General features: G+C 70.7%; 22 protein-coding genes. 6 read left to right on the top strand and 16 right to left on the bottom strand.

All coding sequences use genetic code 11. From position 1 onward, the window contains the following. The first annotated feature begins 30 nt into the window (after positions 1–30). The 3 genes from KIK09_RS14255 (at position 31) to KIK09_RS14265 (ending at position 4,629) form a co-directional block, all read left to right on the top strand. Positions 31–1,800: a UvrD-helicase domain-containing protein gene (locus tag KIK09_RS14255; RefSeq protein ID WP_214319674.1), complete on the top strand. Its 1,770-nt coding sequence runs from the start codon at positions 31–33 to the stop codon at positions 1,798–1,800. Continuing rightward, positions 1,790–3,040 carry a cytochrome P450 gene (locus KIK09_RS14260; RefSeq protein ID WP_214319675.1) on the top strand — a complete coding sequence of 417 codons (1,251 nt, stop codon included), beginning with the start codon at positions 1,790–1,792 and terminating at the stop codon, positions 3,038–3,040. The genes KIK09_RS14255 and KIK09_RS14260 overlap by 11 nt, the downstream gene beginning before the upstream one ends. Before the next feature lie 74 nt (positions 3,041–3,114). Then, positions 3,115–4,629 carry a hypothetical protein gene (locus tag KIK09_RS14265; protein ID WP_214319676.1) on the top strand — a complete coding sequence of 505 codons (1,515 nt, stop codon included), beginning with the start codon at positions 3,115–3,117 and terminating at the stop codon, positions 4,627–4,629. Here KIK09_RS14265 and KIK09_RS14270 read toward each other — a convergent pair. The 7 genes from KIK09_RS14270 to KIK09_RS14300 form a co-directional block, all read right to left on the bottom strand. Beyond that, positions 4,610–7,033 (bottom strand): GH116 family glycosyl-hydrolase, encoded by a 2,424-nt coding sequence (locus KIK09_RS14270; RefSeq protein ID WP_214319677.1) that lies wholly within the window; start codon positions 7,031–7,033, stop codon positions 4,610–4,612. The two genes, KIK09_RS14265 and KIK09_RS14270, sit on opposite strands and share 20 nt — an antisense overlap. Then, positions 7,030–7,833 carry a carbohydrate ABC transporter permease gene (locus tag KIK09_RS14275; RefSeq protein WP_214319678.1) on the bottom strand — a complete coding sequence of 268 codons (804 nt, stop codon included), beginning with the start codon at positions 7,831–7,833 and terminating at the stop codon, positions 7,030–7,032. The genes KIK09_RS14270 and KIK09_RS14275 overlap by 4 nt, the downstream gene beginning before the upstream one ends. Further along, complete coding sequence (locus KIK09_RS14280) at positions 7,833–8,768, bottom strand: carbohydrate ABC transporter permease (RefSeq protein ID WP_214319679.1); 936 nt, start codon at positions 8,766–8,768, stop codon at positions 7,833–7,835. Before KIK09_RS14280 ends, KIK09_RS14275 begins: the two co-directional genes overlap by 1 nt. A gap of 52 nt (positions 8,769–8,820) precedes the next feature. Continuing rightward, a complete protein-coding gene (locus KIK09_RS14285) occupies positions 8,821–10,122 on the bottom strand; it encodes an ABC transporter substrate-binding protein (RefSeq protein ID WP_214319680.1) in 1,302 nt (433 codons plus the stop codon). Next, complete coding sequence (locus tag KIK09_RS14290; RefSeq protein ID WP_214319681.1) at positions 10,101–11,111, bottom strand: glycoside hydrolase family 183 protein; 1,011 nt, start codon at positions 11,109–11,111, stop codon at positions 10,101–10,103. Before KIK09_RS14290 ends, KIK09_RS14285 begins: the two co-directional genes overlap by 22 nt. Continuing rightward, positions 11,108–12,181, bottom strand: a complete 1,074-nt coding sequence (locus KIK09_RS14295; RefSeq protein ID WP_214319682.1) for a glycoside hydrolase family 172 protein — start codon at positions 12,179–12,181, stop codon at positions 11,108–11,110. Before KIK09_RS14295 ends, KIK09_RS14290 begins: the two co-directional genes overlap by 4 nt. A 101-nt stretch (positions 12,182–12,282) precedes the next feature. Beyond that, positions 12,283–13,776 (bottom strand): glycoside hydrolase family 183 protein, encoded by a 1,494-nt coding sequence (locus tag KIK09_RS14300; protein WP_214319683.1) that lies wholly within the window; start codon positions 13,774–13,776, stop codon positions 12,283–12,285. Between the two features lie 231 nt (positions 13,777–14,007). Between KIK09_RS14300 and KIK09_RS14305 the strand changes: the two genes are divergently transcribed. Beyond that, positions 14,008–15,636, top strand: coding sequence for an FAD-binding oxidoreductase (locus tag KIK09_RS14305; protein WP_214319684.1), 1,629 nt, complete (start codon positions 14,008–14,010; stop codon positions 15,634–15,636). Between the two features lie 53 nt (positions 15,637–15,689). Here KIK09_RS14305 and KIK09_RS14310 read toward each other — a convergent pair whose 3' ends face one another. Genes KIK09_RS14310 through KIK09_RS14345 form a run of 8 tightly spaced genes read right to left on the bottom strand, consistent with a single transcriptional unit; the run spans position 15,690 to position 22,238 of the window. Next, entirely contained in the window at positions 15,690–16,583 is an 894-nt protein-coding gene (locus tag KIK09_RS14310) for an alpha/beta fold hydrolase (RefSeq protein ID WP_214319685.1), read from the bottom strand. Next, the gene (locus KIK09_RS14315) at positions 16,580–16,879 is read right to left on the bottom strand and encodes a Nif11-like leader peptide family natural product precursor (protein ID WP_214319686.1); all 300 of its coding nucleotides are present in this window, start codon (positions 16,877–16,879) and stop codon (positions 16,580–16,582) included. The genes KIK09_RS14310 and KIK09_RS14315 overlap by 4 nt, the downstream gene beginning before the upstream one ends. Beyond that, positions 16,876–17,181, bottom strand: a complete 306-nt coding sequence (locus KIK09_RS14320) for a Nif11-like leader peptide family natural product precursor (RefSeq protein WP_214319687.1) — start codon at positions 17,179–17,181, stop codon at positions 16,876–16,878. Before KIK09_RS14320 ends, KIK09_RS14315 begins: the two co-directional genes overlap by 4 nt. 1 nt (position 17,182) lies before the next feature. Further along, entirely contained in the window at positions 17,183–18,178 is a 996-nt protein-coding gene (locus tag KIK09_RS14325; RefSeq protein ID WP_214319688.1) for an alpha/beta fold hydrolase, read from the bottom strand. Continuing rightward, positions 18,175–19,299 carry an NAD(P)-dependent alcohol dehydrogenase gene (locus KIK09_RS59995; protein ID WP_214319689.1) on the bottom strand — a complete coding sequence of 375 codons (1,125 nt, stop codon included), beginning with the start codon at positions 19,297–19,299 and terminating at the stop codon, positions 18,175–18,177. Before KIK09_RS59995 ends, KIK09_RS14325 begins: the two co-directional genes overlap by 4 nt. Further along, positions 19,296–19,943: a hypothetical protein gene (locus KIK09_RS14335; RefSeq protein ID WP_214319690.1), complete on the bottom strand. Its 648-nt coding sequence runs from the start codon at positions 19,941–19,943 to the stop codon at positions 19,296–19,298. The genes KIK09_RS59995 and KIK09_RS14335 overlap by 4 nt, the downstream gene beginning before the upstream one ends. A gap of 9 nt (positions 19,944–19,952) precedes the next feature. Then, entirely contained in the window at positions 19,953–21,236 is a 1,284-nt protein-coding gene (locus tag KIK09_RS14340) for a ferritin-like domain-containing protein (protein ID WP_214319691.1), read from the bottom strand. 3 nt (positions 21,237–21,239) lie between these two features. Beyond that, a complete protein-coding gene (locus tag KIK09_RS14345) occupies positions 21,240–22,238 on the bottom strand; it encodes an alcohol dehydrogenase catalytic domain-containing protein (RefSeq protein ID WP_214319692.1) in 999 nt (332 codons plus the stop codon). A 105-nt stretch (positions 22,239–22,343) separates the two neighbouring features. Here KIK09_RS14345 and KIK09_RS14350 point away from each other — a divergent pair, with 105 nt between their 5' ends. Together KIK09_RS14350 and KIK09_RS14355 are read left to right on the top strand one after the other, a co-directional pair. Further along, positions 22,344–22,787: a group II truncated hemoglobin gene (locus KIK09_RS14350; RefSeq protein ID WP_214319693.1), complete on the top strand. Its 444-nt coding sequence runs from the start codon at positions 22,344–22,346 to the stop codon at positions 22,785–22,787. Positions 22,788–22,851: 64 nt separating this feature from the next. Beyond that, entirely contained in the window at positions 22,852–24,120 is a 1,269-nt protein-coding gene (locus tag KIK09_RS14355; protein WP_214319694.1) for a nucleotidyltransferase family protein, read from the top strand. Between the two features lie 4 nt (positions 24,121–24,124). On the opposite strand, the gene KIK09_RS14360 is transcribed toward KIK09_RS14355, so the two are convergent. Beyond that, positions 24,125–25,033, bottom strand: a complete 909-nt coding sequence (locus tag KIK09_RS14360) for a hypothetical protein (RefSeq protein ID WP_214319695.1) — start codon at positions 25,031–25,033, stop codon at positions 24,125–24,127. Positions 25,034–25,091: the final 58 nt, after the last annotated feature.

The raw sequence follows: 25,091 nt of genomic DNA on the forward strand, positions 1-25,091 counted from the left end.
GACCGCGCAGTGAGCAGTGCTGAGCCCATCATGATCGACCAAGACAGCGACCCCCCGCCCCTCACCCGCGAACAGCAGGCCATCGTGGCCCAGCCGCCCGACGCGCTGCTCCTGCTGGTCGCCGACGCGGGCACCGGCAAGACGCACACGCTGACCCGCCGGGTCGAACTGCTGGCCGCGGCCCCGCGGGACGGGACGATCCTGGTCCTCACCTTCTCCAGGGCCGTGGTCTACGAGCTGCAGGTACGGCTGGCCGCCCACGGCGAGCGAGTCCAGGCGGCCGCCTTCGACACCTGGGCGCTGGACCTGCTGACCAGGATCGACCCGTCCGCGAACTGGTCGGGCATCCCCCTGGAGTCGCGCCTCGACGCCGCGCTGCAGCACCTGAGCACCGGCCTGGTCGACGAGCTGTACGACGACCTGCTGCACGTGGTCATCGACGAGGCGCAGGACCTGGCCGGCCGTACCAGGGAGATGGTGGAGCTGCTGCTGGAGCGGGTCGACTGCGGTTTCACCATCGCCGGCGATCCCGAGCAGGCGGTCGGCGCCGACGGCCCGGGCTTCCTCGGCTGGCTGCGCGAGGCCTTCGGCGGGGACCTGGCCGAGGCCCGGCTCACGCAGAACTTCAGGAACCGCACCTGGGAGGCAGCCTCCGCGCTGTCGCACACGGCCAGGCTGAGCACGCTCAAGGAGAGCGACCATTACGCCGACCTGCGGGCCGCCCTGGGCGAGCGGGTGGACGTGGGCCGCCTGGGCCAGGGCTTCGCCGGCGAGGCGCTGACCCGCTACAAGGGCACCACGGGCGTGCTGTGCAGGACCAGCGCGGAGGCCATGATCGTCTCGGCCGACCTGCAGCGGATCGGCGTGCCGCACCGGCTGCGCAGGGCGTCGGGCGACCAGGTGGCGCCGCCGTGGCTGGGGTCGCTGATCGGGATGTGCCAGGGCGCCCTGCTGAGCAGGCCGCGCTTCGAGGAGCTCGCCGCGACGCCGGCCGTAACGCTCGAGCTGACGGACGGGCGGCTGTGGGCCCTGCTGCAGCGTACGGCCGGGGGCGACCCGGCCGATCTCACGCTGGAACTGGCCCGGCTGCTTGACGGGATCGCGGCCGGGCGGCTGCCCGACGAGCTCACCGCGCAGGAGCCCGCCCAGATCATGGTGTCGTCGTTCCGCCGGGCCAAGGGCCTGGAGTTCGACCGGGTCCTGGTCGCCGATCCTGGTCCCGTGCCGCCCGGCGACCCGGCGACCGAGGCCAGGCTGCTGTATCTGGCGATGACCCGGGCCAGGTACGAGATGTTCCGCCTGGAGGGCCCTGACATGCGCGGCCTCGCGGTGGATCCGGGGACCGGCAGGTGGTCGCGCCCGCGGGCGAGCATGCAGGTGCTGGAAGACGACGTGCACACCGCGGAGCCCGCCGGCGTCCGCGACTTCCTGGCCGACGCGGCGGAGGTGCAGTCCTACCTGGCCACCGCCGTGCAGCCGGGGGACTCGGCCGTACTCGAACGGCTGTACGTGCACGGCAGGGGCCCGCAGGAGAGCCCGCCGTACGTCCTGGTGCACAGGGGCTACGCGATCGGGGTCTCGTCGGAGCGGTTCAGGCGGGATCTGAGCCGGCTGCTCGGCGACCCCGCGGAGTGGCCGCGGACGATCACCGGGATCCAGGTCGACGCCGTGCGCACCGTCGTCGGCTCGGCGACCGCCGGCGCACATGCCGGGCTCGGGCCGTACGGGGTGTGGCTGGCGCCGCGCCCGGCCGGCATCGGACAGTTCATCTGGGACAGGAGTGACCATCATGAGCGTTGACCTAGGGCTGTCGGAGCTCCCCTTCTGGACGCTGCCGCAGGCGCGCCGGCTCGACGCCTTCCGCCGGCTCCGCCAGCTCGACAAGCCCGTGTACTTCGAGGAGCCGAAGATCCCCTGGGTCGGCAAGGGCCCCGGCTTCCACGCCCTGGTACGGCATGCCGACGTGGTCGAGGCCAGCCGCAACGCCGAGGTCTTCAGCAGCGAGCCGTGCGCCAACAGCGTCATGGACCTGCCCAACTGGCTGGCCGTCTACTTCGGCTCGATGATCAACATGGACAATCCGCGGCACGCGCGGCTGCGCAGGATCGTCTCCCGGGCCTTCACCCCGCGCATCATCGGCAAGATGGAGGAGGACCTGGCCAAGGCCGCCGTGGAGATCGTCGACCGGGCGGCCGCCGCCGGGTCCGGCGACTTCGTGGACGTGGTCGCGGCCCGGCTGCCCGTCCGCGTCATCTGCGACATGATGGGCATCCCGGCCATCTGGCACGACTACGTGCTCCACCGGACGAACATCATCCTCGGCTACACCGACGCCGAGTACACCGGCGTCGACACGGCGCTGTCGCGCTGGAAGGTCGCCTCCGCGCTGACCAAGCTGGTCCGCGCGGGCCACCAGCTCAACCGGCTGGGCGCCAGGATGGCCGAGCAGCGGCGGGCCGAGCCGACAGAGGACCTGACCAGCCTGCTGGTCAACGGCGAGGAGAGCCTGACGCCACAGGAGCTCGGCTCGTTCTTCATCCTGCTGGTCGTGGCGGGCAGCGAGACCACCCGCAACGCGATCTCGCACGGGCTGAAGCTGTTCACCGACCACCCCGAGCAGCGCGAGCTGCTGCTCGGGGACTTCGACAAGCACATCGCGGGCGCGCTGGAGGAGATCGTCCGCCTGTCCAGCCCCGTCATGCAGTTCCGCCGGACGCTCACCCGCGATCACGAGATGAACGGCATGCACTACCGCAAGGGCGAGAAGGTGGTGATGTACTACATCTCCGCCAACCGCGACGAGGCCGTGTTCGACGACCCCGACCGCTTCGACATCACCCGCGACCCCAACCCGCAGATCGGCTACGGCGGCCCGGGCCCGCACTACTGCCTGGGAGCGCACCTGGCCCGGCGGGAGATGACTGTGATGTTCCGCGAACTGTTCACCCGGATGCCGGGAATCAAGACCGCGGGCAAGCCCGACTACCTGATCTCCAACTTCATCAACGGCATCAAACGCCTGCCGTACAGCGCGAGCTGAGGTTGCGGGCGGGTGCGCGAGTGGGGCAGCATGGTGGGCATGATCTACGGGAAGGGCGGCCACCGCCCCAGCCGGTGAAGCCCGGCACGTGGAAGCTGGATGACGGTCCCCTCGACGACCGGCCCACCTTCCTCGCACACGCGCTCGCGATGTCCCTGCGCCACGGCCCCGGGCCCTGGCCGGACGAGGCCCAGGAACTGCACGACGAACCGCCCCGGCCACCCGGTGGCGCGCCGTACCTGCCCAGCGTCTCCAGGGACGGCGTCGAGACCCACCACTTCAGTCCCAGACCCGACCCCGAGGCCGTCGCCGAGGTCGCGGAGACGATCTGCGCGCTCGCCACGGCCGGCGTCCCTGACCCGGGTGACCTGCGCAGGCTGCACGCGCGGCTCGAGACGGTCTCGGCGCTGGCCATCGTGGACGAGGTGCTCGAGCACCTGGCCCGCGTCAGGCCGCCGCGCGAGCGGGTCCACCGGATCGGCCGCCACCTGGCCGAGTACGGCACCGCGCGCGAGGCGGTCAAGGTCGGGCTCGCGCTGGTCGGCGCCACCGGCGGCGAGCCGGACAGGGAGCTGCTGCTCCTGCTCGGCACGCTGGAGGAGTTCACCCTGTACGCCGTGGTGGCGCTGGTCCGCACGCAGCCCGACAGGCAGCGCGCCGCCTACGAGCTGGCCCGGCGGGTGACCTGCTGGGGACGCGTCCACGCGGTCGAGCGGCTGAAGGGCTGCGACGATCCGGAGATCAAGGCGTGGCTGCTGCGCGACGGTTTCCGCAACGGCGTGATGAACGAGTACCTGGCTCACCTGGCCGCCACGACCGGCGGCCTGTACGAGGCGCTGCTCGAACCCGAGGTGGACAACGCCCTGCTCGACGGCGCCGCCGCCATCCTGGCGGCGCTCGCCGAGGGCGGCCCCGCCGAGGACATGAGCGACTACGCCGACGGCCGCCCGGCCATGAGCCGCCTGGCCGACCTGCTGAGAGTTCGGCCGGCCACGCTGGACCGCCTGGCGAACCTGCTCACGATCAGGCACCACCTGAAGGACGACCCCCTGCGCGGACGCTACGACGCGCTGGCGGCCGAGCCGCGGTGGCGGGAGCGGGTCATGGCGAGCCTGGCCGATCCAGGACACCCCGACTTCCACCACGCGCTGTGGCTGGCGGACAGGCTGGACCTGCCGACGGCCACCGAGCTGGCGGCGCGGCTCGAGCGCGAGCCCACCGACGACTACGCCTGGTCGAAGGCCGTCGAGCAGGATCCCGCCCGCTTCGCGGGGATGGCGGAACGCCTCCTGCCGCTCGCCGAGCTGGCGCGGGGGCCCGAGCTGCACCACGGCTTCGGCCAGGACTGCGATCCCGACCGGTCGCTCGAGTCCGTCGTGGGCGGCCTCGGCTCCGTCCCCGGGCTCGGCGTGACGCTCATCGAGACGGCCCTGCGCAACCGCGTCATCCGCGTCCGCCGCCAGGCCGTGGCCACCCTCGCCGCCTGGCCCGCCGTCCCCGGCCGGCTCATGGACCGGGTACGGCAGGCCGCGGGCGTCGAGCCCGACGAGGACACGCGACGGGAGATGCTCACCCTGAGCGAGCGGTGAACGGGTGACCCGGCGTGACCGTGACGGGACCGTGGTCGAACACGGTCCCGTCCAGGGCGCGGATCGTCATGCTGCCCGCCGTGCAGACGATCTCGACCCCGGCGGGATCGCGGGTCAGGTGACCCCAGCCCGACGGCAGGAGCAGCGGCCAGCGGCCGGGCGAGCGGGTCGTCAGGTGGCCGGTGCGCTCGTCCCAGGAGATGCCGGACACGGCGTCGAGGACCGACCAGCCGGCCATGGCCCGGACGTAGTGGTCGCCACACTCGATCTCGTTGTAGGGGTTGCGGCGGCGGCCGTCGTAGCGGGCCCACAGCCCGTCGAGGATCGCCCACGCCTCGGTGTCCAGACCCTCCCACAGGCAGTGCGCGGCCACCTGGTACTCGCTGCCCGTCCACACCTCGTCGCAGTAGCGGGTGGGCACGGCCGGGCGGCCGCCGCGCGGCCAGGTGCACATCAGCAGCCCGGTGTCGTCCTCGTCGGCGAAGACCCGGTAGGGGTGGTCGAAGTCACTGAAGCCCTTGCGCAGGTTGTGGCCGACGACCGCGCGCAGGGCCGAGACGACGTGCTCGCGCGGCAGCACGTGGCCGAGGTCGAGCTGGTGCGCCCACCACTGCCCGATGAGCTGGTCGGACAGGCAGCCGCGGCCCCACTGGAAGTCGCGGCCCGTCTCCTCCTGCTCGTAGTACTCGCCGTTGAACAGGGCCTGGTCGTAGGCCGTGCTCCCCCGCTCGAACAGCTCGCGCAGCTCGCGCGTGTAGCCGGGGTCGGGCGACAGCTCCTCGGCGGCCCGCAGCGCCGCCAGCCAGAGCGTGCCCATGAACGGGTTGACCCCGTACAGGTCGATGTCATGCGTGGACGGCTGGATGCCGCGCAACACCCCGCTCCCCTCCGGATCCCACTTTTTCCGGATATACGTGAGCATGCGGTGGATCGCGGGCCAGTGGCGGTCCGTGCCGCCGTGCCGTACCTCGCGGTAGGTCTTGAGGACGGCGCCCAGCATGCCGTCCAGGGCCGGCTCGACCGGGCCGCCGATGGGGACGTCCCAGAGCTGGCGCAGGTAGATCGGCGCGATCACCCGGTGCGGCAGGTAGCCCTCGGGCGCCTGCGTCACGTCGAACTCGGTGGCCCGCATGCCGCGCTCCAGCGAGGGGAAGAGCCTGGCCACGGCCTGGGCGTAGTTCCAGACGTGGGTGCAGTTGAGCGGGCACGACCCGCCGACGTCGCCCGACCACATCGCGGTCGAGGCGCCGAGCACGCCCTCGAAGCCGAAGAAGGCGCCGTCGGCGCTCTGGAAGCAGGACGGGCTGCGCAGGATCGCTGCCTGCGCGGCCAGGTGCTCGACCGCGACGGGCGACAGGCTGCTTCCGGCGATCGTCTCCACCCAGGCCAGCGTGTCCTCCCGCAGCGAGGCCCACTCCTCGCGCACGCGGGCGGCGACGTCCAGCGCGTCGGCGAAGCGGGTGGCGTAGGCGTTGCCCAGCCAGAACCTGGTCGGCCCCCACTGCGGGTTCGGCGGGCCGAACTGGTTGAAGTCGGCGTACCGGTTGGGGAAGTACCAGGCCAGGCAGAGCCGCACCCGCGCCGATTCGCCCGGCTCGAGCGCCGCGGGCACGACCAGCCCGCCGTTCCAGGTCCGCCCCGGGCCGCTGGGCCCGGAGGAGGGCGGGTCGGGCAGCCAGGTGTGGACGGCCCTGGACTCCAGGAATCGCAGGAACTCCGCCGGATGCTGCCAGTCCGGCAGCACGGCCGCCCTGTCGGAGTCCGCCGCCAGCACGGCCTGCCCGGCCCCCGCGGCGACCGGATCGACCGACGGGTTGTCCATCACCAGCGACGTCCAGCCCCGCTCGCGCCGCACCCGGTTGACGTTCCCGCCGTACCCGCGCGCCCGCACCCCGTCGACGGCCGTCTTCCCGTCGTGCCCGACAGGGTTCTGTACGGCTGCCGCCAGCCACACGTGGACGGGCAGCGGACCGGTGTTCGTGATCGTGAACGTGAACAGGGCCGCAGGCAGGGAGCTGCGCTCCACGTCCAGCGGCACCAGCGGGTTGAACGCCTCCAATCCCACCTCCACCGGCCACCGCTCGTCGTGGAAGTCCACGTTCGCGACGGGATACGTGGCGCGGAAGCTCGTACTGGACACGCCGGGCAGGTCGCGCTGCCACGCGGGCACGTGATCGTCGGTCACCAGCGGCGTGGCGGGGCCGGGCTCGGCAGGGGCCTGCAGCACCAGCGTGGTGTTCAGCGGCGGCTCCACCCGGCTGACGCGCAGCGCGAAGAACGTGTACGGCAGGTCGCCGCGGTGGTTGCCGGCGTTCTGCAGCTGCCACTGCCGCAGCCCTCCATCGGCGCAGACCGCCAGGTTCCCTGTGCCGATGCCGCCCAGCGGCATCGCGACGAACCTCATTTCAGCCCCGAGATGCGGACCCCGGCGATGATCTGCCTCTGGAAGATCAGGAACAGGACGATGACAGGCAGCGCCGCCAGCGTCGATCCCGCCATCAGCAGCCCCAGCTCGGAGGTCCGGTCGGAGCGGAACGTGGCCAGGTACTGCTGCACCTGGAACAGGTCCGGGTCGGTGATGGTGAGCACCGGCCAGATGTAGGCGTTCCAGAACGCCAGGAACGAGGTGGCGCCCACCACGACCAGCGCGCCCTTCGACAGCGGGATGAAGATGCGGCTGAAGATCCGCCACGGCCCCGCGCCGTCGAGCTGCGCCGCCTCCTCCAGCGCGCGCGGCACGGCCAGGTAGTACTGCCGCAGGAAGAACACCTGCAGCCCGGAGGCCGCGCCGGGGATCACCAGGACGGCCAGCGTGTCGAGCATGCCGAGCTGGGTGACCACGATGAACGAGGTCAGCATGATCGCGATGGCCGGGATGAACATCGTGGTGATCACGATCACCCACAGCGTCCGCTTGAAGGCGAACTCCAGCCGCGCGAACGCGTACGCGCCGAGCGAGTTGACCGCCAGGCTGAGCGCCGCGAACAGCACGGCCCCGGCGAACGTCACGCCCAGCGAGCGCAGGAACGCCTCGTCGCCCAGCATCCTGGTGTAGTTCTCCCAGTGCCAGACCTCGGGGAAGAACTGGAACGGCGTGGCCACGACCTCGGTCTTGGCCTTGAAGCCTGCCACCGCCATCCAGGCGAGCGGGAACAGCGCGGCGAGGACGAACAGCGCGGCCAGCGGGTACCTGGCGAACCTCATCAGCCGTCCACCGCCCTTTCCGACTTGACGAGCCTGAAGATGACCGCCGACACCGCGCCGAGCACCACGAACAGCAGCAGGGCGGCGGCGATCGAGTAGCCGACGTAGAGGTCGTTGGTGAAGTGCCGGAAGATGAACAGGTTGGGCAGCGTGGTGGAGTCCAGCGGCCCGCCGTTGGTCATCACCAGCGGCACGACCAGGAACTGCAGCGTCAGCGCGAACCCGGTGACCATCAGGTACAGGATGATGTTCTTCATCAGCGGCAGCGTGATCCTGGTCGCCCTGGTCCACGCCCCGGCGCCGTCGAGGGCGGCGCACTCGTAGTAGACCTGCGGGATGTCCAGCATCCCGGCCAGCATGATCAGCGAGGCCACGCCGGTGCCCAGCCAGATCGCGGGCACCGCCGTCGCCCACAGCGCGGTGCCGGTCTCCCCCAGCCAGGCGGTGTCCTCGTGCCCGAACAGGCCGAGGAACCAGTTGAGTATGCCGCCGCGGTAGGTGTAGGCGAGCGCGAACACGATCGCGGCGATCACCTCGGACACCACGGCGGGAATGTAGATCGTCACCTTGAGCACCGCGGCCATCCGCCGGCTGCACGACTTCACCAGACTGGCGAACAGGAAGGCGATGACCAGTTGCGCGGGCACCACCATGGCCGCGAAGGCCAGGCCCCTGAGCACCGCCTTGACGAAGTCGGCGTCGGTGAGCACGTTGAGGTAGTTCCGCAGCCCCACGAACACGGGCGCCTCGTAGAAGCTCCAGGTGAAGAAGCTGATGTAGACGGCGTGGACGAGCGGCCAGATGACGAAGATCCCCAGCAGGATCAGCAGCGGCGCCAGCATGACCATCGCGACCTTGGTGTCGCGCCTGCGCGCCGGGCGCGGGGTGCGCGGCACGCTGACCACCGTCGCGTCCTTCGCGAACGTCACGGCCACGGGTGTCTCCTCCTTCCTGACATGGTGGCCCCGGGCAGGGGCCACCACGGGTTCATGACGTGATGCCCTGCCCGGCCAGGTTGTTCTTGGCGATGACGTCCTTGATCTCGGCGTCGGCGTCCCGCAGGGCGCCGTCGATGTCCTTGCCCTGCAGCGCCTTCTCGATCGCCTTGCCGAAGGCCAGGCTGACGGCGAAGTCGTAGGCCGGCTCGGGCTTGGCGTGCGCCACGATCTGGTCCTCGATGGTCTTGGCCCAGATGTTCTCGGCGGCGGCCGGGTCGTTCTTGACCGCGTCGGCCACGGCGGCGCGCGGCGAGTACTTGGAGAACTTCGTGGTCTTGAAGTAGTCCACGAGCAGCGTGGTGTCACCGGCCAGCAGCCAGGAGACGAAGTCGGCCGCCGCCTGCGGCTGCTTGGACTTGCCGTCGACCACCAGCGTCCAGCCGCCCAGCGTGGCGGTGGGCTTGGTGGCGTCGCCATCGAAGGAGGGCAGCGGCGCCGCGCCGATGTTGGCCACCATCTTCGGGTAGTCCGACAGCAGGACGCTGGCCGCCCAGGAGCCGCACACCATCATGGCCGTCTTGCCCTGCCCCATGGGGTTGGCGTCGGCGTAGGGCGCCAGCGGCTGCTTGGGCATGATCCCCTGCTGGTAGAGCGTCTGGTAGACCTGCAGCAGCTGCTTGTACTTGGGGTCGCTCGCCCTGGGCGTGGACCAGTCGTCGCTGATGGGCAGGTGTCCCGCGGCGTTCCACTGCAGGCCCCACGTCGACCAGGCCATGTCGATCGCGGCGCCGGCCGTGACCACGCCCGAGACGTCCTTGGTGGTCAGCTTCTTGCCGTCGGCGATGAGCTCGTCCCAGGTGGCCGGCGGCTTGTTCGGGTCGAGCCCGGCCTTGGCGAACAGGTCCTTGCGGTAGTAGAGCACGGCCGACGGCTCGACCAGCATGGGGTAGGCGTACTTCTGGTTCTTGTACTGGATGGAGGAGACGACCGACTCTTTCAACCCCGCCCACTTGTCGGCCGGGATCAGCGGCTCGAGCGCCTTGATCTGGCCGGTGCGGGCGAAGCCGGGCACCTTGTTGTAGTTGAGGGTGAACACGTCCGGCGTCTTGCCGGCCGCCTGCGCCGCCTTCATCTTCTGGTCCCACGCGTCGGCGGGTACGGTCACCAGCTTGACGACGACCTTCTTCTGCGCGGCGTTGTAGGCCGCCACGGCCTTCTTGTACCAGGCGTCCTCCTGGTCGGTGAACTTCTGCTGCCAGAGCGTGAGCTCGGTCCTGCCCTGGTTGGGGGTACCGCTGCCGCACCCGGCGACCAGCACCAGCGCGGTCGCTAAGACGACGAACTTGCGCACGACTGCTTCTCCTTCCGGAGATCGACGCTGAAGAGGAAGACGTTGTACGGCTCCCACAGCGAGAGGTTGAAATACACCCGGCTGCCCGAGCCCGGGTACATGAAGGGGGCGTACAGCCCCGGATACTCGGCGGCGTCGACGACGAGCTTCGGCTCGCTCCACGGGCCCCAGGGCTCGGCGCTCTGGCGCATGACGACCCCGGTGCCCTCCTTGAGGTACATCATGATCCAGGCGCCGGCGTAGTCGTTGCGCACCACCGACAGCTCGCCGACGGTGTCGTCCACGACCAGCCCCGGGTGGTACTCGTACGCCGAGGGGTCCTCCACTCTGTCGGCGGGCACCGTGGCCAGCCGTACTCCTCCGAAACGGCCGGCCGGGACGCCCCAGAAGTACAGGTCGTCGCCGTCGCGGGCCACGCTGACCTGGGCGAACCCCGAGTCTCCCGGCCAGGTCGGGGCGTCAAGGACCCGCCACGTGCCGCCCTGGTCGTCGGAGCGGGCCAGGCCTGAGCGGTTGACCTCCCAGTGGCCCGGCGCGCCCCAGTGGCGTACCGACATGTAGTGCAGGTACATGCTCTGCCCGACCGCGAAGCCGTAGGTCGGGATGACCGTCATCTCGGCGCCGTCGACCTTCTTCGACGGCAGGAGCTCCTTGGCCAGCCCCACCTCGTCGGTGACCATCCCGTCCAGCCGCAGCCCGTCCGACAGGTCGCGGTCGGTGGTGTAGCCCATGACGTTGGAGCGCCAGAAGCTCTTGTCCTCGCCGAAGGTGTCGCCGAAGACCAGATACGTACGCTCGCCCATGGTGAAGACCGAGCCCAGGTCGGTGCCGTGCACGGCGTACCCGTCCGTGAGGCCGGGCCCGGTGACCTGGGCGAGCTTGGTCAGGCCGCCCGGCGTGACACACTGCATGCCGCCTCCTCGCGGGCCGCCGCACCCGGCGCCCCCGCTGAGGAGGACCAGGACGAGCACGGCGAGCACCCGCTTCACCAGATCGGCAGCCGGTCCGTCACCGGCGGCAGGTCGAAGGGCTTGTGGGGCAGCTCCTGGTACCAGAACGCCACCGACGACAGGTCGTCGCTGCGCCGGTTGGCATGCCCGTGCTCGATCGTGACCCTGATCGAGCGGGTGAACGGCACCGGGTCCTCGATGTGGAAGCGGTACATGGAGATCTGGCCGCTCCAGTTGTCGCCGCCGGGGATCGTGATGCCGTGGTAGGGCGCGTGGTAGGTCTGCGAGGGGCACCAGGCGGTGTTGAAGTAGTCCTCGGTGCCGGTGCCGTGCAGGCTGGGCGGGAACGCCTCTCCGTCGATGAAGATCATGTCGTCGCCCTCGCCGTACCAGTTCCAGTCGGCGGTGCGGCGCAGGTTCGTCACGTTGAGCACGCAGCCCACGTAGTGGCCGCGGCCCTCGGCGTCCAGGATCACGTAGTTGCCGTCACCGTCGAGGTTCTCGCCGTCGAACAGGAACTCGGAGTTGGTCAGCTCCCCCTGCTCGAGGCCGTCGGTGGGGCACTCGCGCCGCCACTGGGCGTGGAAGCGGCCAAGCCCCTCGCCCAGCTCGTCGAACTGGTCGTAGTCGATGTAGTAGTAGAACCAGAGCACCTCCGACTCGCACTCGCTGGTCAGCTCGAACCGCGCCCCGGTGGCGAACGGCATGTGGAACCAGCAGTTGAACGCCTTGCCGTCCTGCGGGCTCATCTGCAACGGCGCGGAGACCGTGTTGGCGGTGCGGGCGTGCCCGACGCCGAAGAAGTCCCCGAGCGGCACCAGCACGCTGGGGTGCTCCGCGCCGTCCCAGTACACCCGCAACACCAGCTTGCGCAGGAAGTCCCGGTCGGCCGTCTCCGGCGTGCCGGGGTCGCGGGGCGCGACCGTCATCCAGATGTGGTTGACCGATCCCGCCCCGCGCAGGTCCGCCAGCGTGACCGTCTGGCCGGGCTCGACGGTGATCCGGTCGTCGTTGCCCCCGGAGCGGTCCCAGCTCGATTCGCGCCGGCGGCGGTGGGTGCGGAGCCGCGGCAGATCCCTGAGGCTGCTGCCGAACTGACCGTAGGTCACGATGTTTCCCTCCATGCTGCGATAGCGAGAAATCGATTGCTGACGTCCTACTCCTGACCCGGGGCAGGGTCAAGGGGGCGTTACCGAATCGTCTTCGGCTCTCAGCGCCGTACGACGGCGAAGTCGTCGGCCTGCAGCCACATGTCTCCGTTGTCGGTCCAGATCCCCGCGAACACCTCGACAGAGCTCCGGTTCCCGCTGTTGAAGTCCACGGTGAAGCGGGTCCAGCGGCCCACCGCGTGGAAGTTGACCTCGTTGAACGGCAGGCCGCCTGGGTTGCGCACGCCGAAGAAGCCGTTGTCGTTGTTGCCCGAGGTCCGCAGCCAGCCGGTCAGCCTGTAGTCGGTGTTCTGCGCGACCTGGACCACCTGGTGCAGGTCGTGCCAGCCGCTGTTGTACCGGACGAAGCCGTTGCGGTCGGCGGTGAAGGCCCAGGTGGCGTGGTCGATCCCGCAGTTGCCGTAGCAGCCCCACGGCGGCGACACCGTGCCTGCCGTCTGGCGTTCGAAGCTGGGGTCCTGCACCAGGTTGGGGTTGGCGATGGTGGCGTCGCGGTTCAGGGTGATCCGGATCAGGTAGACGTTGTACGGCGTCCACTCCGACATCGCCAGGTACAGCGACGAGCCGGACGACCAGGGATGCATGAAGCCGCCGTACAGCCCCGGATAGTCCGCGGAACTGGCGACCACACCGGGCGAGCTCCACGGGCCGGTGGGCGCGGGCGCCGAGCGCAGGATGATGTCGCTGCCCTGCAGGTAGGTCATCAGCCACCTGCCGGTGTAGGCGTTGTACTGCACCGACAGCTCCGCCACCGGCGCCGCGACCACGGGTGCGGCCAGCGTGTCGGCGCCTGCCTGCCAGGAGCTGCCCGTCCAGTAGCTGTAGGCGTTCTTGTCCAGCACCGAGCCCTCGGGGACCCTGGCCAGGTAGGCGGCGCCGTTGCGGCCGTTGGGCGTGCCGTACAGGTAGACGTAGCCGCCGCGGCGCACCAGCGCGGCCATCTGGAAGTGGTCGTCGCCGGCGGGGTTGTCCCAGCGCGGCCCGCCGGCGGTGGTCCAGTTCTGGCCGTTGCCGTCGGAGTAGGTGATGCCGGCGTAGTTGGTGTCCCACTGGCCCGGCGGCCCCCAGTGACGCACCGACATGTAGGCCAGGTACTGCCGCGAACCCACCGAGACCCCGGCGGTCGGGATGACGGTGATCTCCACGCCGTCGACCTTCTGGCTGGGGATGAGCTGCTTGGCATGGCCGGGCGCGTCGGTGGCCGCGCTGGTGAACGACATGCCGTCGGTGAGGTCGTGGTCGTCGCTGCGCAGCAGGGTCTGGCTGCGCCAGTCGCCGCCGTTGGCGCCCGGCGGGCTCCAGCCGTCACCGAAGGTGTCGCCGAACGCGGTCAGGACCTCGCCGGCGCCGTTGTCCCACATGATGCCCAGGTCGGCGGCGTTGATCTTCCAGTTCGCGTCGGTCGCGCTGACCGAGTCGGGGCCGCTCATCTTGGCCACCACGACGGCGGGCGACCGCGCGGTCGTGGCCTGGGCGGGCAGCACACCGGCCACGGCCACGAGCAGGGCTGCTAACAGGAGAGGGGTGGTCTTCATTGTCCCGGCACCTCCGTCCGAGAAAACGATTTCTCCACATTGTGGAGCCGAGAGGCGTCCTGGTCAAGGAAGAGCGTGAGTTGCTCGTGAGGCTCACGTCCCGTTTGTGCCAGAAATGGGGAATCGATTTCACAAACGGACTGGTCGCAGACTCCGTTAGCTGGGCCAGGCCTTCCACGGGCGGGTTGGAAATCATGGAATTCCCAGACTCCAGCAGGAGAGGAGCGCCTCATGAGCGAGGTTTCGAGGCGAGGGTTATTGGGCGGGGTGGCGGCCACCGCGGGCGCCGCGGCGATCCAGTCCGCGGTGCAGGCGGCCGTGAACTCGGGCCCGGCCGCGGCCGAGACGGCCGCCTGCCCCACGACCGGTCCCGTGACCGTCTACCCCGCCGATCCCCGCTACCAGGAGCTGACCGTCGGATACAACCAGCGCTGGGTGGGCGCGCCCGACTACGTGCGGCTGGTGAGCTCCACCGACCAGGTGGTGCGGGCCGTCCAGGAGGCGGTGACCGCCGGTAAGCGGATCTCGGTGGTGTCCGGCGGCCACTGCCTGGCGCCGTTCGTGTTCAACCCCGACGTCAAGGTCGTCATCGACCTGTCGGGGCTGAACAACGTCTACTTCGACCCGCTGCGCAACGCCTACGCCGTCGAGGGCGGCTGCCGCCTGTCGGCCGCCTACGACGCGCTGTACAAGAAGTGGGGCGTGACGATCCCCGGCGGGATGTGCCCCACGGTCGGCATCGGCGGGCACGCCACCGGCGGCGGCTACGGCTTCCTGTCGCGGCAGCTCGGCGCCGTGATCGACCACCTGGACGCGGTCGAGGTCGTCGTGGTCGACCGCACGGGCACCGCGCGCGCCGTCGTCGCGAGCCGCGACCCGGCCGACCCGAACCACGAGCTGTGGTGGGCGTGCGCGGGCGGAGGCGGGGGCAACTTCGGCATCGTCACCAGGTTCTGGTTCCGTACGGCGGGCCTCGGCGGCAAGCAGCTGGTCAGCCCGCCCAAGGACGTGCTGCTCAGCGCCGTCGGCATCCCGTGGAGCGCGCTGGACAGGACCAAGTTCACCGCCCTGGTGGCCAACTGGGGGTCCTGGTACGAGCAGCACGCCGCGCCCGCGGACCCGGCCAGGGCGCTGTCGGGCGTCGCCTCGCTGGCGCACAGGTCGGCGCAGAACGTCTTCCTGCTCACCCAGGTCGACGCCACCGCCTCAGGCGCGCAGCAACTGCTGTCGGGCTACCTGGGCGCGCTCACCGAAGGTCTCGGCGTGGACGCGATCGTGGCCGCGCAGCCGGCGGTCAAGCTGCCGTGGCTGCACGCGGTCAAGCTGATCGCGGCCAGCATCCCCTCGTTCATCAACCCGACGCTGCGCGGCTCGTCCAAGTCGGCCTACATGCGCAAGCCGTACACGGCCGCGCAGGCGGGGGCGATGTACGACGCGCTGAACCGCACGGACTTCAGCAACCCGGCCGGCGCGGTCACGCTGGCGGGCTTCAGCGGCGGGACGATCAACGCGGTCTCCTCCACCCAGACGGCGCTGGCGCACCGGTCGTGCTCCTACTGGACGCTGTTCGAGACGCAGTGGCAGGATCCGGCGGCGGACGCGGCCAACATCGGCTGGCTGCGCGACCTGTACGGCTCGGTGTGGTCGGCGACCGGCGGCTATCCCGTGCCCGGCGACCAGGCCGACGGCTGCTACATCAACAACCCGGACCCCGACATCACCGACCCGGCGTTCAACAGGTCGGGCGTGCCCTGGTACACGCTGTACTACAAGGACAACTACCCCAGGCTCCAGCGGGTCAAGGCGGCCTACGACCCGCGCAACGTCTTCCGTCACCAGCAGTCGATCGCGCTGCCGTGACCGCAAGGGAAAGGGGGCCCCGGGCGGGGCCCCCTTTCTTGTGAGCGGGGTTTTCAGCCGTCCATCGGGTGGCGGCGCAGGAAGCTGAGCGCCGCCTCTCCGACCGCCACCGGGTTCATGCTCTGCAGCCCGTGCGTGGCGTTGGGGATGCCGCACCGCTCGGCCTGCGGCAGCCAGTCCATGAGGAAGCGCTGCGTCTCGCGGAAGCCGGGCATCGCCGACTCGCTGTCCAGGCCCATGACCGCCAGGAGCGGCATGGTGGGCTTGGGACCGAACCTGTCGGCCTCCGACATCTTGAAGCCCCACTGCGAGATGGCCGGGAAGTCGACGGTGAACGTCGTGTCGACGCAGGCCTCGACCCGGTCCCACACGTCAAGCGGGCCCGTCATCTCCACGGCCGGCAGGAAGCTGGGGCCGCAGACCGACTCCATGTAGCGCTGCGCGGCGCCCAGCTTGTCGCCTGTCTCGTAGACCTTCATCGCGCCCATGAAGGCGTCGATGTTGGCCTGGACCGCGTTGGGGTCCTCGCGCGGCAGGTACGGCTCGAGCAGGATCGCGCTGTGCGCCCGCTCGGGGTGAGACAGCAGGAACTGGAAGGCGATCACCCCGCCGAAGGAGAAGGCCATGATGTGCGCCTTCTCCAGGCCGAGGTGGTCGAGCAGCTCGCGGACGTGCTCGGCGCCCTCCTCGATGCTGAGGGCGTCCTTGTCCAGCGTGCTGCCGTTGTAGCCGGCCCGGTAGTAGCTGATGAGCTGGTAGCCCTCGAGCAGCGGCGGGTAGAACTTCAGCGGCGTGATCAGGCTGTCGGCGATGCTGGTGCCGTGGATGCACAGGATCGGCTCGCCCTCGCCGAGCACGGCGTACCTGAGCTCGGCGTCGCTCACCTTGGCGCGCCTGTTGTGGTCGACGCTCCATTCGCGCCCGATGTACAAGGCGTTTCTCGTCATGGTCTCTCCAGCAGTCCTGTCTCTTCGAGGCTGGGCACGAGGTCGAACACCAGGAACTCGAGGTAGTAGCGGCCCCACAGCAGCTGCCAGAGCGGGAACACCTCGTCGAACGGCTCGCCGCGGTGGCGGGCCAGCCGGTCCTCCATGTCCCAGACGACCGTGTTGAACTCCTCGGCGGTGAACGGGTGCCCGGCCTGGGCCGCGGCGGCGATCACCTCGTCCTTGGACCTGTCCTTGAGCTTGTCCACCAGCTCCGGCTGGGTGGCCAGAAATCGCAGGTACCCGAGCGCGCTCATGAGACCAGCTCCTCGTCGGTGAACCGGGAGGCGACGTCCTTGACCAGGTAGTCGAGGTAGCGGCTGCCCCACATCGCCTGCCACAGGGTGCTGCTGCCGTCGAAGGGCTCGTTGTCCTGCTCGGTGACGACGGCCACCTCCAGCCGCCCGATCACCCGGGCGGCCTCCTCGGCGGTGAAGTCGTAACCCTCGTTGCGGGCGTGGAAGAGCAGCCGGGGCAGGCTCATCGCGGCGTAATCGTCGAGCCGCGGCGGGCTCGAGCCGACCTCCCGCAGGAACCTCACGAACTCCGTCTCGGACACGCTAGCTCTCCAGGGCGTGCGTGATCACGTCGTCGATGGCCTTGACGTCGTCGGCGCTGAGCCCGAACGTGGCCAGGTGGCCGAAGACGCTGTCGATCTGGCGGAACTCGGCCCCGGGGATCATCTCGGCGAAGCGCCTGGACTCCGCGGGCGGGAAGAGGTTGTCGCCGGTGAGCGCGGCCACCGTCGTCTTGGCGGTGACGCGCCCGAGCACCGTCTCCAGCGACTCGCCCGCCGCGCCCGGCCAGGAGGCCCGCGCCTTGCGCGCCTGCACGAGCACGTCGTTGGGGTCCTGCGGGAGCCAGAAGCCCTCCCAGAACCCGGCGACGAAGGCGTCCACGCTGTCGAAACCGAGCGTGGGCCACACCTCGGCGCCCTCGTGGAAGAACGTGCGCGGCGGCGCGGTCAGCGCCGAGCCGTGGGCCACGCGCTTGAGGCCGCCGGCGACCGCTGCGGCGTCGCCGTACCGGCCGTCCTTGTACTCGGGGTCGGACTCGAGCGGCTCCTCGATCACCGTCCGCAGCCAGAGCTTGGTCCACGGCGGCGGGGTCGGCGCGCCGGCGATCGGCGCGATGCGCCGCACCGTGTCGCCGAAGCGCAGCGCCCACTCGTAGACCTGGATGGCGCCGATCGACCAGCCGAGCACCAGGTGGATCTGGTCGACGCCGAAGACCTCCGACATCAGCCGCCGCTGCGCGATCACGTCGTCGGCGATGGACACGGCGGGGAAGCCGGCGCCGCCGCTGTTGCTGGGGGCGGAGGAGGGCGCGAGCCCGAAGTGGCCGGGCAGCACGATCAGGTACTTGCGCGGGTCGAGGGCGCGGCCCTCGCCGATCCAGCCGTTGAGCACCTCGGGCGGCGCGCCGAGGAAGGTGGGGAACACCACGGCGTTGTCCCTGGCCGCGTTCAGCTCGCCGAAGCTCTGGTAGGCGAGACGGGCGGCGGGAAGCGTGGCGCCCGAGGTGAGCTGGAAGTCGCCTAGCTCGAAGAAGTTCATGCCTGGCTCTCCGATTCGAAACGCAGGATCGTCTTGATGTTCCGGCCGGCCCTGAAGTCCTCGGCGGCGGCCTGGATGTCGGCGAAGGGGTACTCCTTGATGAGCGGCTCCATCGACAGCCGCCCCGCGCGGATGAGCCGGGCGAGCAGCGCGATCAGCCTGTCGGGGTCGCTGTCGCCCTCGCACACGCCCAGGATCCGGCGCCCCGGCAGCAGCCGGTGCACGTCGATGGAGACCTCCACCCCGTACGGCGGTGCCCCGACGACCGCGACGGACCCGCGCGGCGCCAGCGCCTCGATCCCGGCCCGCAGCACGTCGGGGTTGCCCACGGCCTCGACGACGTGGTCGACCCCGGCGCCACCGGTGATCTCGCGCAGCGCCGTGGCCAGGTCGCCCTGGGTGGTGTCGACGGTGTGGGTGGCGCCGAGCTTGGCGGCCAGCTCCAGCTGGGCGGGGTTGCGGCCGACGGCGATGATCTCGCTGACCGGGGTGAGCGCCGCCCCCATGATCGCGGCCAGGCCGACGGCGCCGGTGCCGATGACGGCGATCGAGGTGCCGGGCTCGGGCCGCAGCGTGTTCCAGACGGCGCCGGTGCCGGTCTGCACGCTGCAGGCCAGCGGGGCCAGCAGCTCGAAGGGCAGGTCGTCGGGGACCTTGACCACGCTGCGCTGGTCGGCGATGGAGTGGCGGGCGAAGGACGACTGGCCGAAGAACCTGCCGCCGAGCTGCTTGCCGTTCTGGCTGATCGGCGAGCTGCCGTCGGCGCGCTTGCCGCCGATGAGGTTGGTCGGGATCCACGTCGTGCAGTAGGCCGGGTGCCCGACCCGGCACGAGGGGCAGTCGCCGCAGGAGGTGAAGGTGAGGACCACGTGGTCACCCGGCTTGACCTTGGTGACCCCGGGGCCGACCTCCTCGACGATGCCGGCGCCCTCGTGGCCGAGCACGCCGGGCAGCGGGAACGGGATGAGGCCCGCGGCAACGGTCAGGTCGGTGTGGCAGATGCCTGCGGCCTGCATGCGGACGAGGATCTCGCCCTGGCGGGGCGAGTCGAGCTCGACGTCCTGGAGCGTGAAGGGCGCTCCCGGTGATTCGACGACCGCGGCCTGGGTGGTGGTGGTCACGGCTGGCTCCCTTCGGGGCGTGGGCTGAGTGCGTAGGTGCTGGTGATGTGGGTCCACTCGGCCGGGCCCCACTCGGCGCCGTGTCCGGCGCCGGGCCCCGAGCCGTCGAAGGGGGTGACGTAGTAGCTGAGCAGGCCGGGTGCGCGGCGGGTCCAGATCGAGCCCTGCTCGTCGTGGTGGCGCTGCCCGAAGTAGAGCCGGTCGCCGGACATGCCGAGCAGGTCGTACTCCAGCGGGCAGTCGTCCACGCCGGGCAGGTCGATCGACGGGCAGCCGCCGTGCGAGACGTCCTTCCACTCCCCCGGCGTCCAGGTGCCGGGGGCCGAGGCGATCACGTCGGCGTCGAACAGCCGCAGGCACACCTTGGTCCGGGAGAAGTTCGCGTCGCGGGCTCCCTGGGTGGCAGTGCTGGGGGCGAGCAGCTCCCAGAACCCGGTGATGATCAGCTCGAACAGCCGCTGGGTGCAGTCCGCGTCCTTGTAGCTGTTGAAGTGGATGGCCCAGAACGGGCTGTGCAGCCAGAAATCGTCGATCCCGTAGATGCCGGGGAAGACCTCGGCGGGTTCCGGGCTGCGCCATCGGCCGTCCAGGTCCTCCAGCGTGAAGTCCGCGCTGGTCGCCGGGCCGGCTGTTCCGACACTCATCATGACTCCTTACGAAAGGGGGAGCAGCGCCGGTGGCACGTGCGCCCGCAGTTGCTCGGCGAAGCGGGTTGCGACCTGCCCGGCGGCCGTGACGGCCGCGGGCGCGCCGCCGGCCCGCTCCGCCTCGGCGCACCGCTGGGCCAGGACCTGCATCCGCTCGTGCAGCAGCGCCCACGACGGCTCGCGCCACGGCACGAAGTTGCTCATCGCGTAGTACATCTCGAAGGCGAATCCGGCAGTACGGCCCGCGTGCCCGGGACCGGCCGGGAGTGTGGTCAGCGCGGTGCCCAGCGGCCTGACCGCGGCGGCCATCAGCCCGATCGCGATCCCGACCAGCAGGCCGAGCTGCTCGGTTGTCTCGTCGGTGTGGGTGAAGAAGCGGGTCAGGGTGTGCAGCACCAGCTCGTAGGCGACCGTCGCCAGCTCGGCCACCCGGCGCGCGACCGGGTCGGTGAGCAGCGGCCTGGGCTCGGCGAGGTCGAACGGCTGGCTGAGGTAGGCGGCCAGAGCGGGGCGGGCGGGTTCGAAGGACGGGTCACGGCGGCGTAGCTCGCCGTACTCCTCCCACATCGCCAGGAAACGGCCGTAGTGTGCCGTCCGCCAGTCGCCGCGCGAGCCCTCGCCCTGCTCGATGATCGTGTCGATCGCGGCGAGCGCAGAGTCCAGCCCGGTCACGGCGATCAGCTGGGGCCAGCGGAACAGCTCGGGGGTGGCCTGGGCGCGCGGCGATCCGAGGAAGACGGCCCGCTCCCCCAGCCGGGAGGTCAGGTCCTTCATCCCCTCCTCGAGCCCGCGGTAGAGATGGCCGATCGTGGCGTACTCCTGGCCCCTGGGCATCAGCTCGCCGGGGTCCAGCCGCTCGCGCGGCGGGGCGCCGGGCACGAACGTGGCGGCGTCCTGCAGCTGCATGCCCTCGGGCCGCTCCAGGTACAGGAAGTGCCGCAGCGCCTGCTCGCCGAAGGGCAGCAGGTCGAGCTGGAAGCCGGCGGGGAAGTAGCCGGACAGCTGCGGGAAGTTGGGCCGGCCGAAGGTGGGCGCCGCGCCGATGGCCGCCATGAGGTTGGCGACCAGCGCCATGTGCAGCATCTCCTCCACGGCGATGCCGTGCAGCACCTGCCGCCAGCGGCCGACGGCGTCCGCCTGCTCCTGGGTCAGGCCCTCCGCGGTGCCGTCCTTGAGGCTGAACTCGGCGAACAGGTACTGGCACAGGATCATGTGCTCAAGCTGGGAGGCCTCGGTGAGCAGGAACCACAGGTGCTCCCTGTTCGAGACCACGATTCCGGGTTCGCCCATGGGTCAGCCGTTCTGCAGCACAGCGCGGTAGCGCACCTGTCCGGCCTCGACGCGTTTGAGCACCTCGTTGACCTCGTCCATCGCGTAGGACTCGACGACCGGCCTGACCTTGCCCGAGGCCATCAGCGTCAGCACCTCGACCAGGTCGGAGCGGTTGTTGTGGGTGCTGCCCTTGATGGAGCACTGCTTGAACAGCAGCGTCATCATGTCGTCGATCTTCAGTGGTCCCGTGACGCCCATGGTGACCAGCCGGCCGGCGTAGCGCAGGCCTGACAGCACCTTGGCGACCAGGTCCGCCGAGGTCGTGGTGGCCAGGATGATGTCGGCGCCGCCCGCCTCCGCCAGAGCCTTGCCCGGGTCGTCGCCGGCCACGATGCCCTCGACGGCGCCCAGCTGCTTGGCGTAGTCGGCCTTGTCGGGCGAGGTGGTGAGCACCACCACCTCCAGGCCGATCGCGGTGGCCAGCTGCACGGCCATGTGGCCGAGCCCGCCGACGCCGAGCACGCACACGCGCTCGCCCGGCTTGGGGTCGGCGTTGCGCAGCCCGCTCATGGAGGTGAAGCCGGCGCAGAAGGCCACGGCCGCGTCGGTGTAGGACAGGCCCTCCGGCAGCAGCGTGCAACCGGTCTCCCAGGCCAGCATCAGGTCGGCGTACCCGCCGCCGAGGTCCATCCAGGTCTGGGTGTGCTCGCACCTGACGGGTCGCCCGCTCTGGCACTGCAAGCAGCGCCCCTCGCCGCGCTGCATCCACGACACGCCGACCCTGTCGCCGACGCGCAGCGTTGTCACGCCCGGGCCTAGCTGCACGACCTCGCCCACCGGCTCGTGGCCGGCGACGATGGGCAGCTGGACGGGCCAGTGGCCGCGGTGCACCAGCACGTCGCTGAAGCACATGCCGCAGGCGTGGATGCGGACGACCACCTGGCCAGGTCCGGCTACGGGGTCGGCCACCTGCTGGAACTCCCACGGTGAGTTCAGTCGTGTGATCACGGCTGCTCGCACGGTCTCCTCCTTCGCCGGGGGATGCCACGATAAGTACGGCCTGAGCGGCGAGGGGACCCGCACTTAACGCAGCAGGGCCGCCAACAAATCTGTAATCTCAATTACATGGTCAGTCTCTACGAGCACGCCGGTGGCGACGAAGCGCTGCACAGGGTCGAAGAGGGCTTCTACGCCAAGGTCCTCGCCGACCCGCTGCTCAAGCCGCTGTTCCCCGAGCGGCGGCCGCACCACGTCGAACACCTGACCTGGTTCACCGCCGAGTCCTTCGGCGGGCCCGGCCGGTTCACCGAGCGGCTCGGCTTCGCCTACCTGATCAACGCCCACCGCGGCCTGCGGATCACCGACGAGCAGCGGCAACGCTTCGTCGAGCTGTACCTGGAGGCCTTCGACGAGGCGGGGCTCCCCGGCGACGAGGCCTTCCGCGAGGCGGTGCGCTCGCACGTGGAGTTCGGCTCGCACGTGGCGATGCAGAACTCGCTGGCCACCACCGACGACGAGCTGCACCCGCTGCGCGAGGTGCCGCACTGGACCTGGGACGAGCCGACCTGACGCAATCCGCCTGAGAGCGGGCCGGATTCCGCCGCGCCAGGGACGGCGCTGATACCAAGGAATCATGCAGGCTCTCGTCGCCATCGCGCTGGCGGGCGGTCGCGGGGTTCGCGCCCGGCCGCTGACGCTGGAAGGCCCGGGTCACATCCGCAGCAAGGCGGCCGTCTCCTTTCTCGGCAGACCGCTCATCGAATGGCAGATCGCCGCGTTCCGCGATCAGGGGATCTCCCGGTTCTACGTGGCGGCCAACGGCCGTGAGAACCGCTACCAGGTCAAGGAGGCGCTCGGGTACGGCGAGCGGCTGGGCGTCTCGATCCGCTACTCGCGCCCGCGTTCCGACCGGCACAACACCGGCTCGGGGCAGGCGACGCTGGCCATCCTGGAGGAGTACGACCTGCGCGGCCACGCGCTGGTCTTCCCCACCGATTCGCTGTTCGAGTTCGACCTGGCCGAGCTGGTGCGCGACCACCTGACCGGCGGGGCGGTCGTCACGGTGGCCACCGTCACCAGGAGCGCCGAGCAGGTGGCAGGCACCTACGGCACGATGGAGATCGACGGCGGGGGCTGGATCAGGGCGTTCGTGGAGAAGCCGCCGGCCGACGCGCTGGCCGCCATGCCGGTCGATCCTGCCAACGTGCCGATCAACGCGGGGCTCTACCTGATCGACTGCGCCAGGCTGCGCGAGCTGGGCGCGACGGCCGAGCTGGCGGCGCTGGCCAGGCGGCAGCTCGACTGGGGCGGCGACCTGCTGCCCTGGCTGCTGGCCCAGGGGCACAAGGTACGTAGCTCCCCCATCGGCAAGATCGGCGATCTGGGCAACCCGCGCGACTACCTGCTGACCATGGCAGAAGCGATGGGCGGCGGCTACCCCAGCCTGGGCCTGCCCGGCAAGCCGGTGATCCACGAGTCGTCGCTGGTGCGCCGCGACGCGGTCAGCGGGATGACGCTGGCGGCCAAGCTGGCCGGCGGGCTGGTCCAGGTGGGGGCGAACGTGTGGATCGGGCGGGACGTCGAGGTCGGGCCCGGCGTGGTGCTCGAGGACTGCTACGTCGGCGACGAGGCGGACCTGCATCCGTGGTGCCGGCTGCGGCGGGTGGCCTGCCTGGACGGGGCCATCATCGGGCCGGGGGCGCGGATCAGCGACGCGCACGTGGGCATGATGGCGCAGGTGGACTCCTCGCTGCGGCGGCCCACCGTGATCGACGGGTTCACCGCGCTCGGCCACGAGGTGCGGGTCGACGAGGGCGCGCGCCTGACCGGTGTCACGGTCTACCCGGGGTTGAGCGTGCCCGTGGGCGCGGGGGTGCCCGCGGGCGCCCGGCTCACGAGCTGAACCGTCAGTCTTCCTCCCCGACGTCGTAGTGCAGGCGGGACTCGATGGCGTAGGCGTGCGGGGCGTAGCCGGTGCGCAGTTCCTGGAAGACGGCCCAGGCCGCGCGCGCGTCGCGTTCGGTCGGCAGGCCCGCCTCGCCGGCCAGCCGTACGGTGTCGGAGAAGTCGCGCTCCTCGCGGCCCTGCAGGCTGACCGTGATCGGCGGCAGCCTGATGCACAGCTCCCGCGCCAGGCGCTGCAGGCAGCGCGTGCCCGTGTCCAGCAGGGGCCGGGTGTGGAAGGGCGCCCAGGCGGGGGCGAGCGACTCGGTGAGGGCGGCCACGTCGAGCACGATGACGGCGGCCTTGAGCCAGTCGAGCTCGCCCGAGGGCCGGCGGAAGGTGAGCGTGGGGTGGGCGACGTGGGTGCTCTCCACCTCGGTCATCCAGCCCGTCCACTCCGAGAACAGCGTGTCGAGGTGGTCGCGGGTACCCGTCCTGAGGAAGGCGGCCAGCAGCGCGTCGGCGTCGCGGGGCCGGCACACGCTGCCCGCCAGGCGGGCCACCAGGCGCTCCCGCCTGCCGTACGCCTCCATGAAGCGCAGCAGGTAGGTGGCGATGGCCACCAGCAGCAGCCCGGTGGACAGCCACTCGATCCGCTGCAGCGGCGTCTCCGACAGCAGCGCGAAGCCGGTACGGCTGGCGCCCAGCCACAGCGCGCCGACGGTGAAGATGGCCAGCGGCGCGTTGAGGTCGAGCAGCGGCTCGCGGATCCTGCGCGGCAGCCGGCCGGCCAGCGCGACGATGGTGGAGGCGTACGCGCGCAGGGTGCCGCGGATCAGCCGCGACGGCCTGCCCCTGGGGGTGAACACGGTGAGCAGCATGCTCACCCATGCCGCGACCAGGAGCAAACCGCCGAGCAGGGCAGTCACCATGCGCTCCATGGTGAGGCACGCTCCGGTTCCGCCCCAGAAACGGTTGATGCTGGCACTC

The sequence above is a fragment of the Nonomuraea sediminis genome (genome assembly GCF_018531495.1).
GTDB classification, from domain to species: domain Bacteria; phylum Actinomycetota; class Actinomycetes; order Streptosporangiales; family Streptosporangiaceae; genus Nonomuraea; species Nonomuraea sediminis.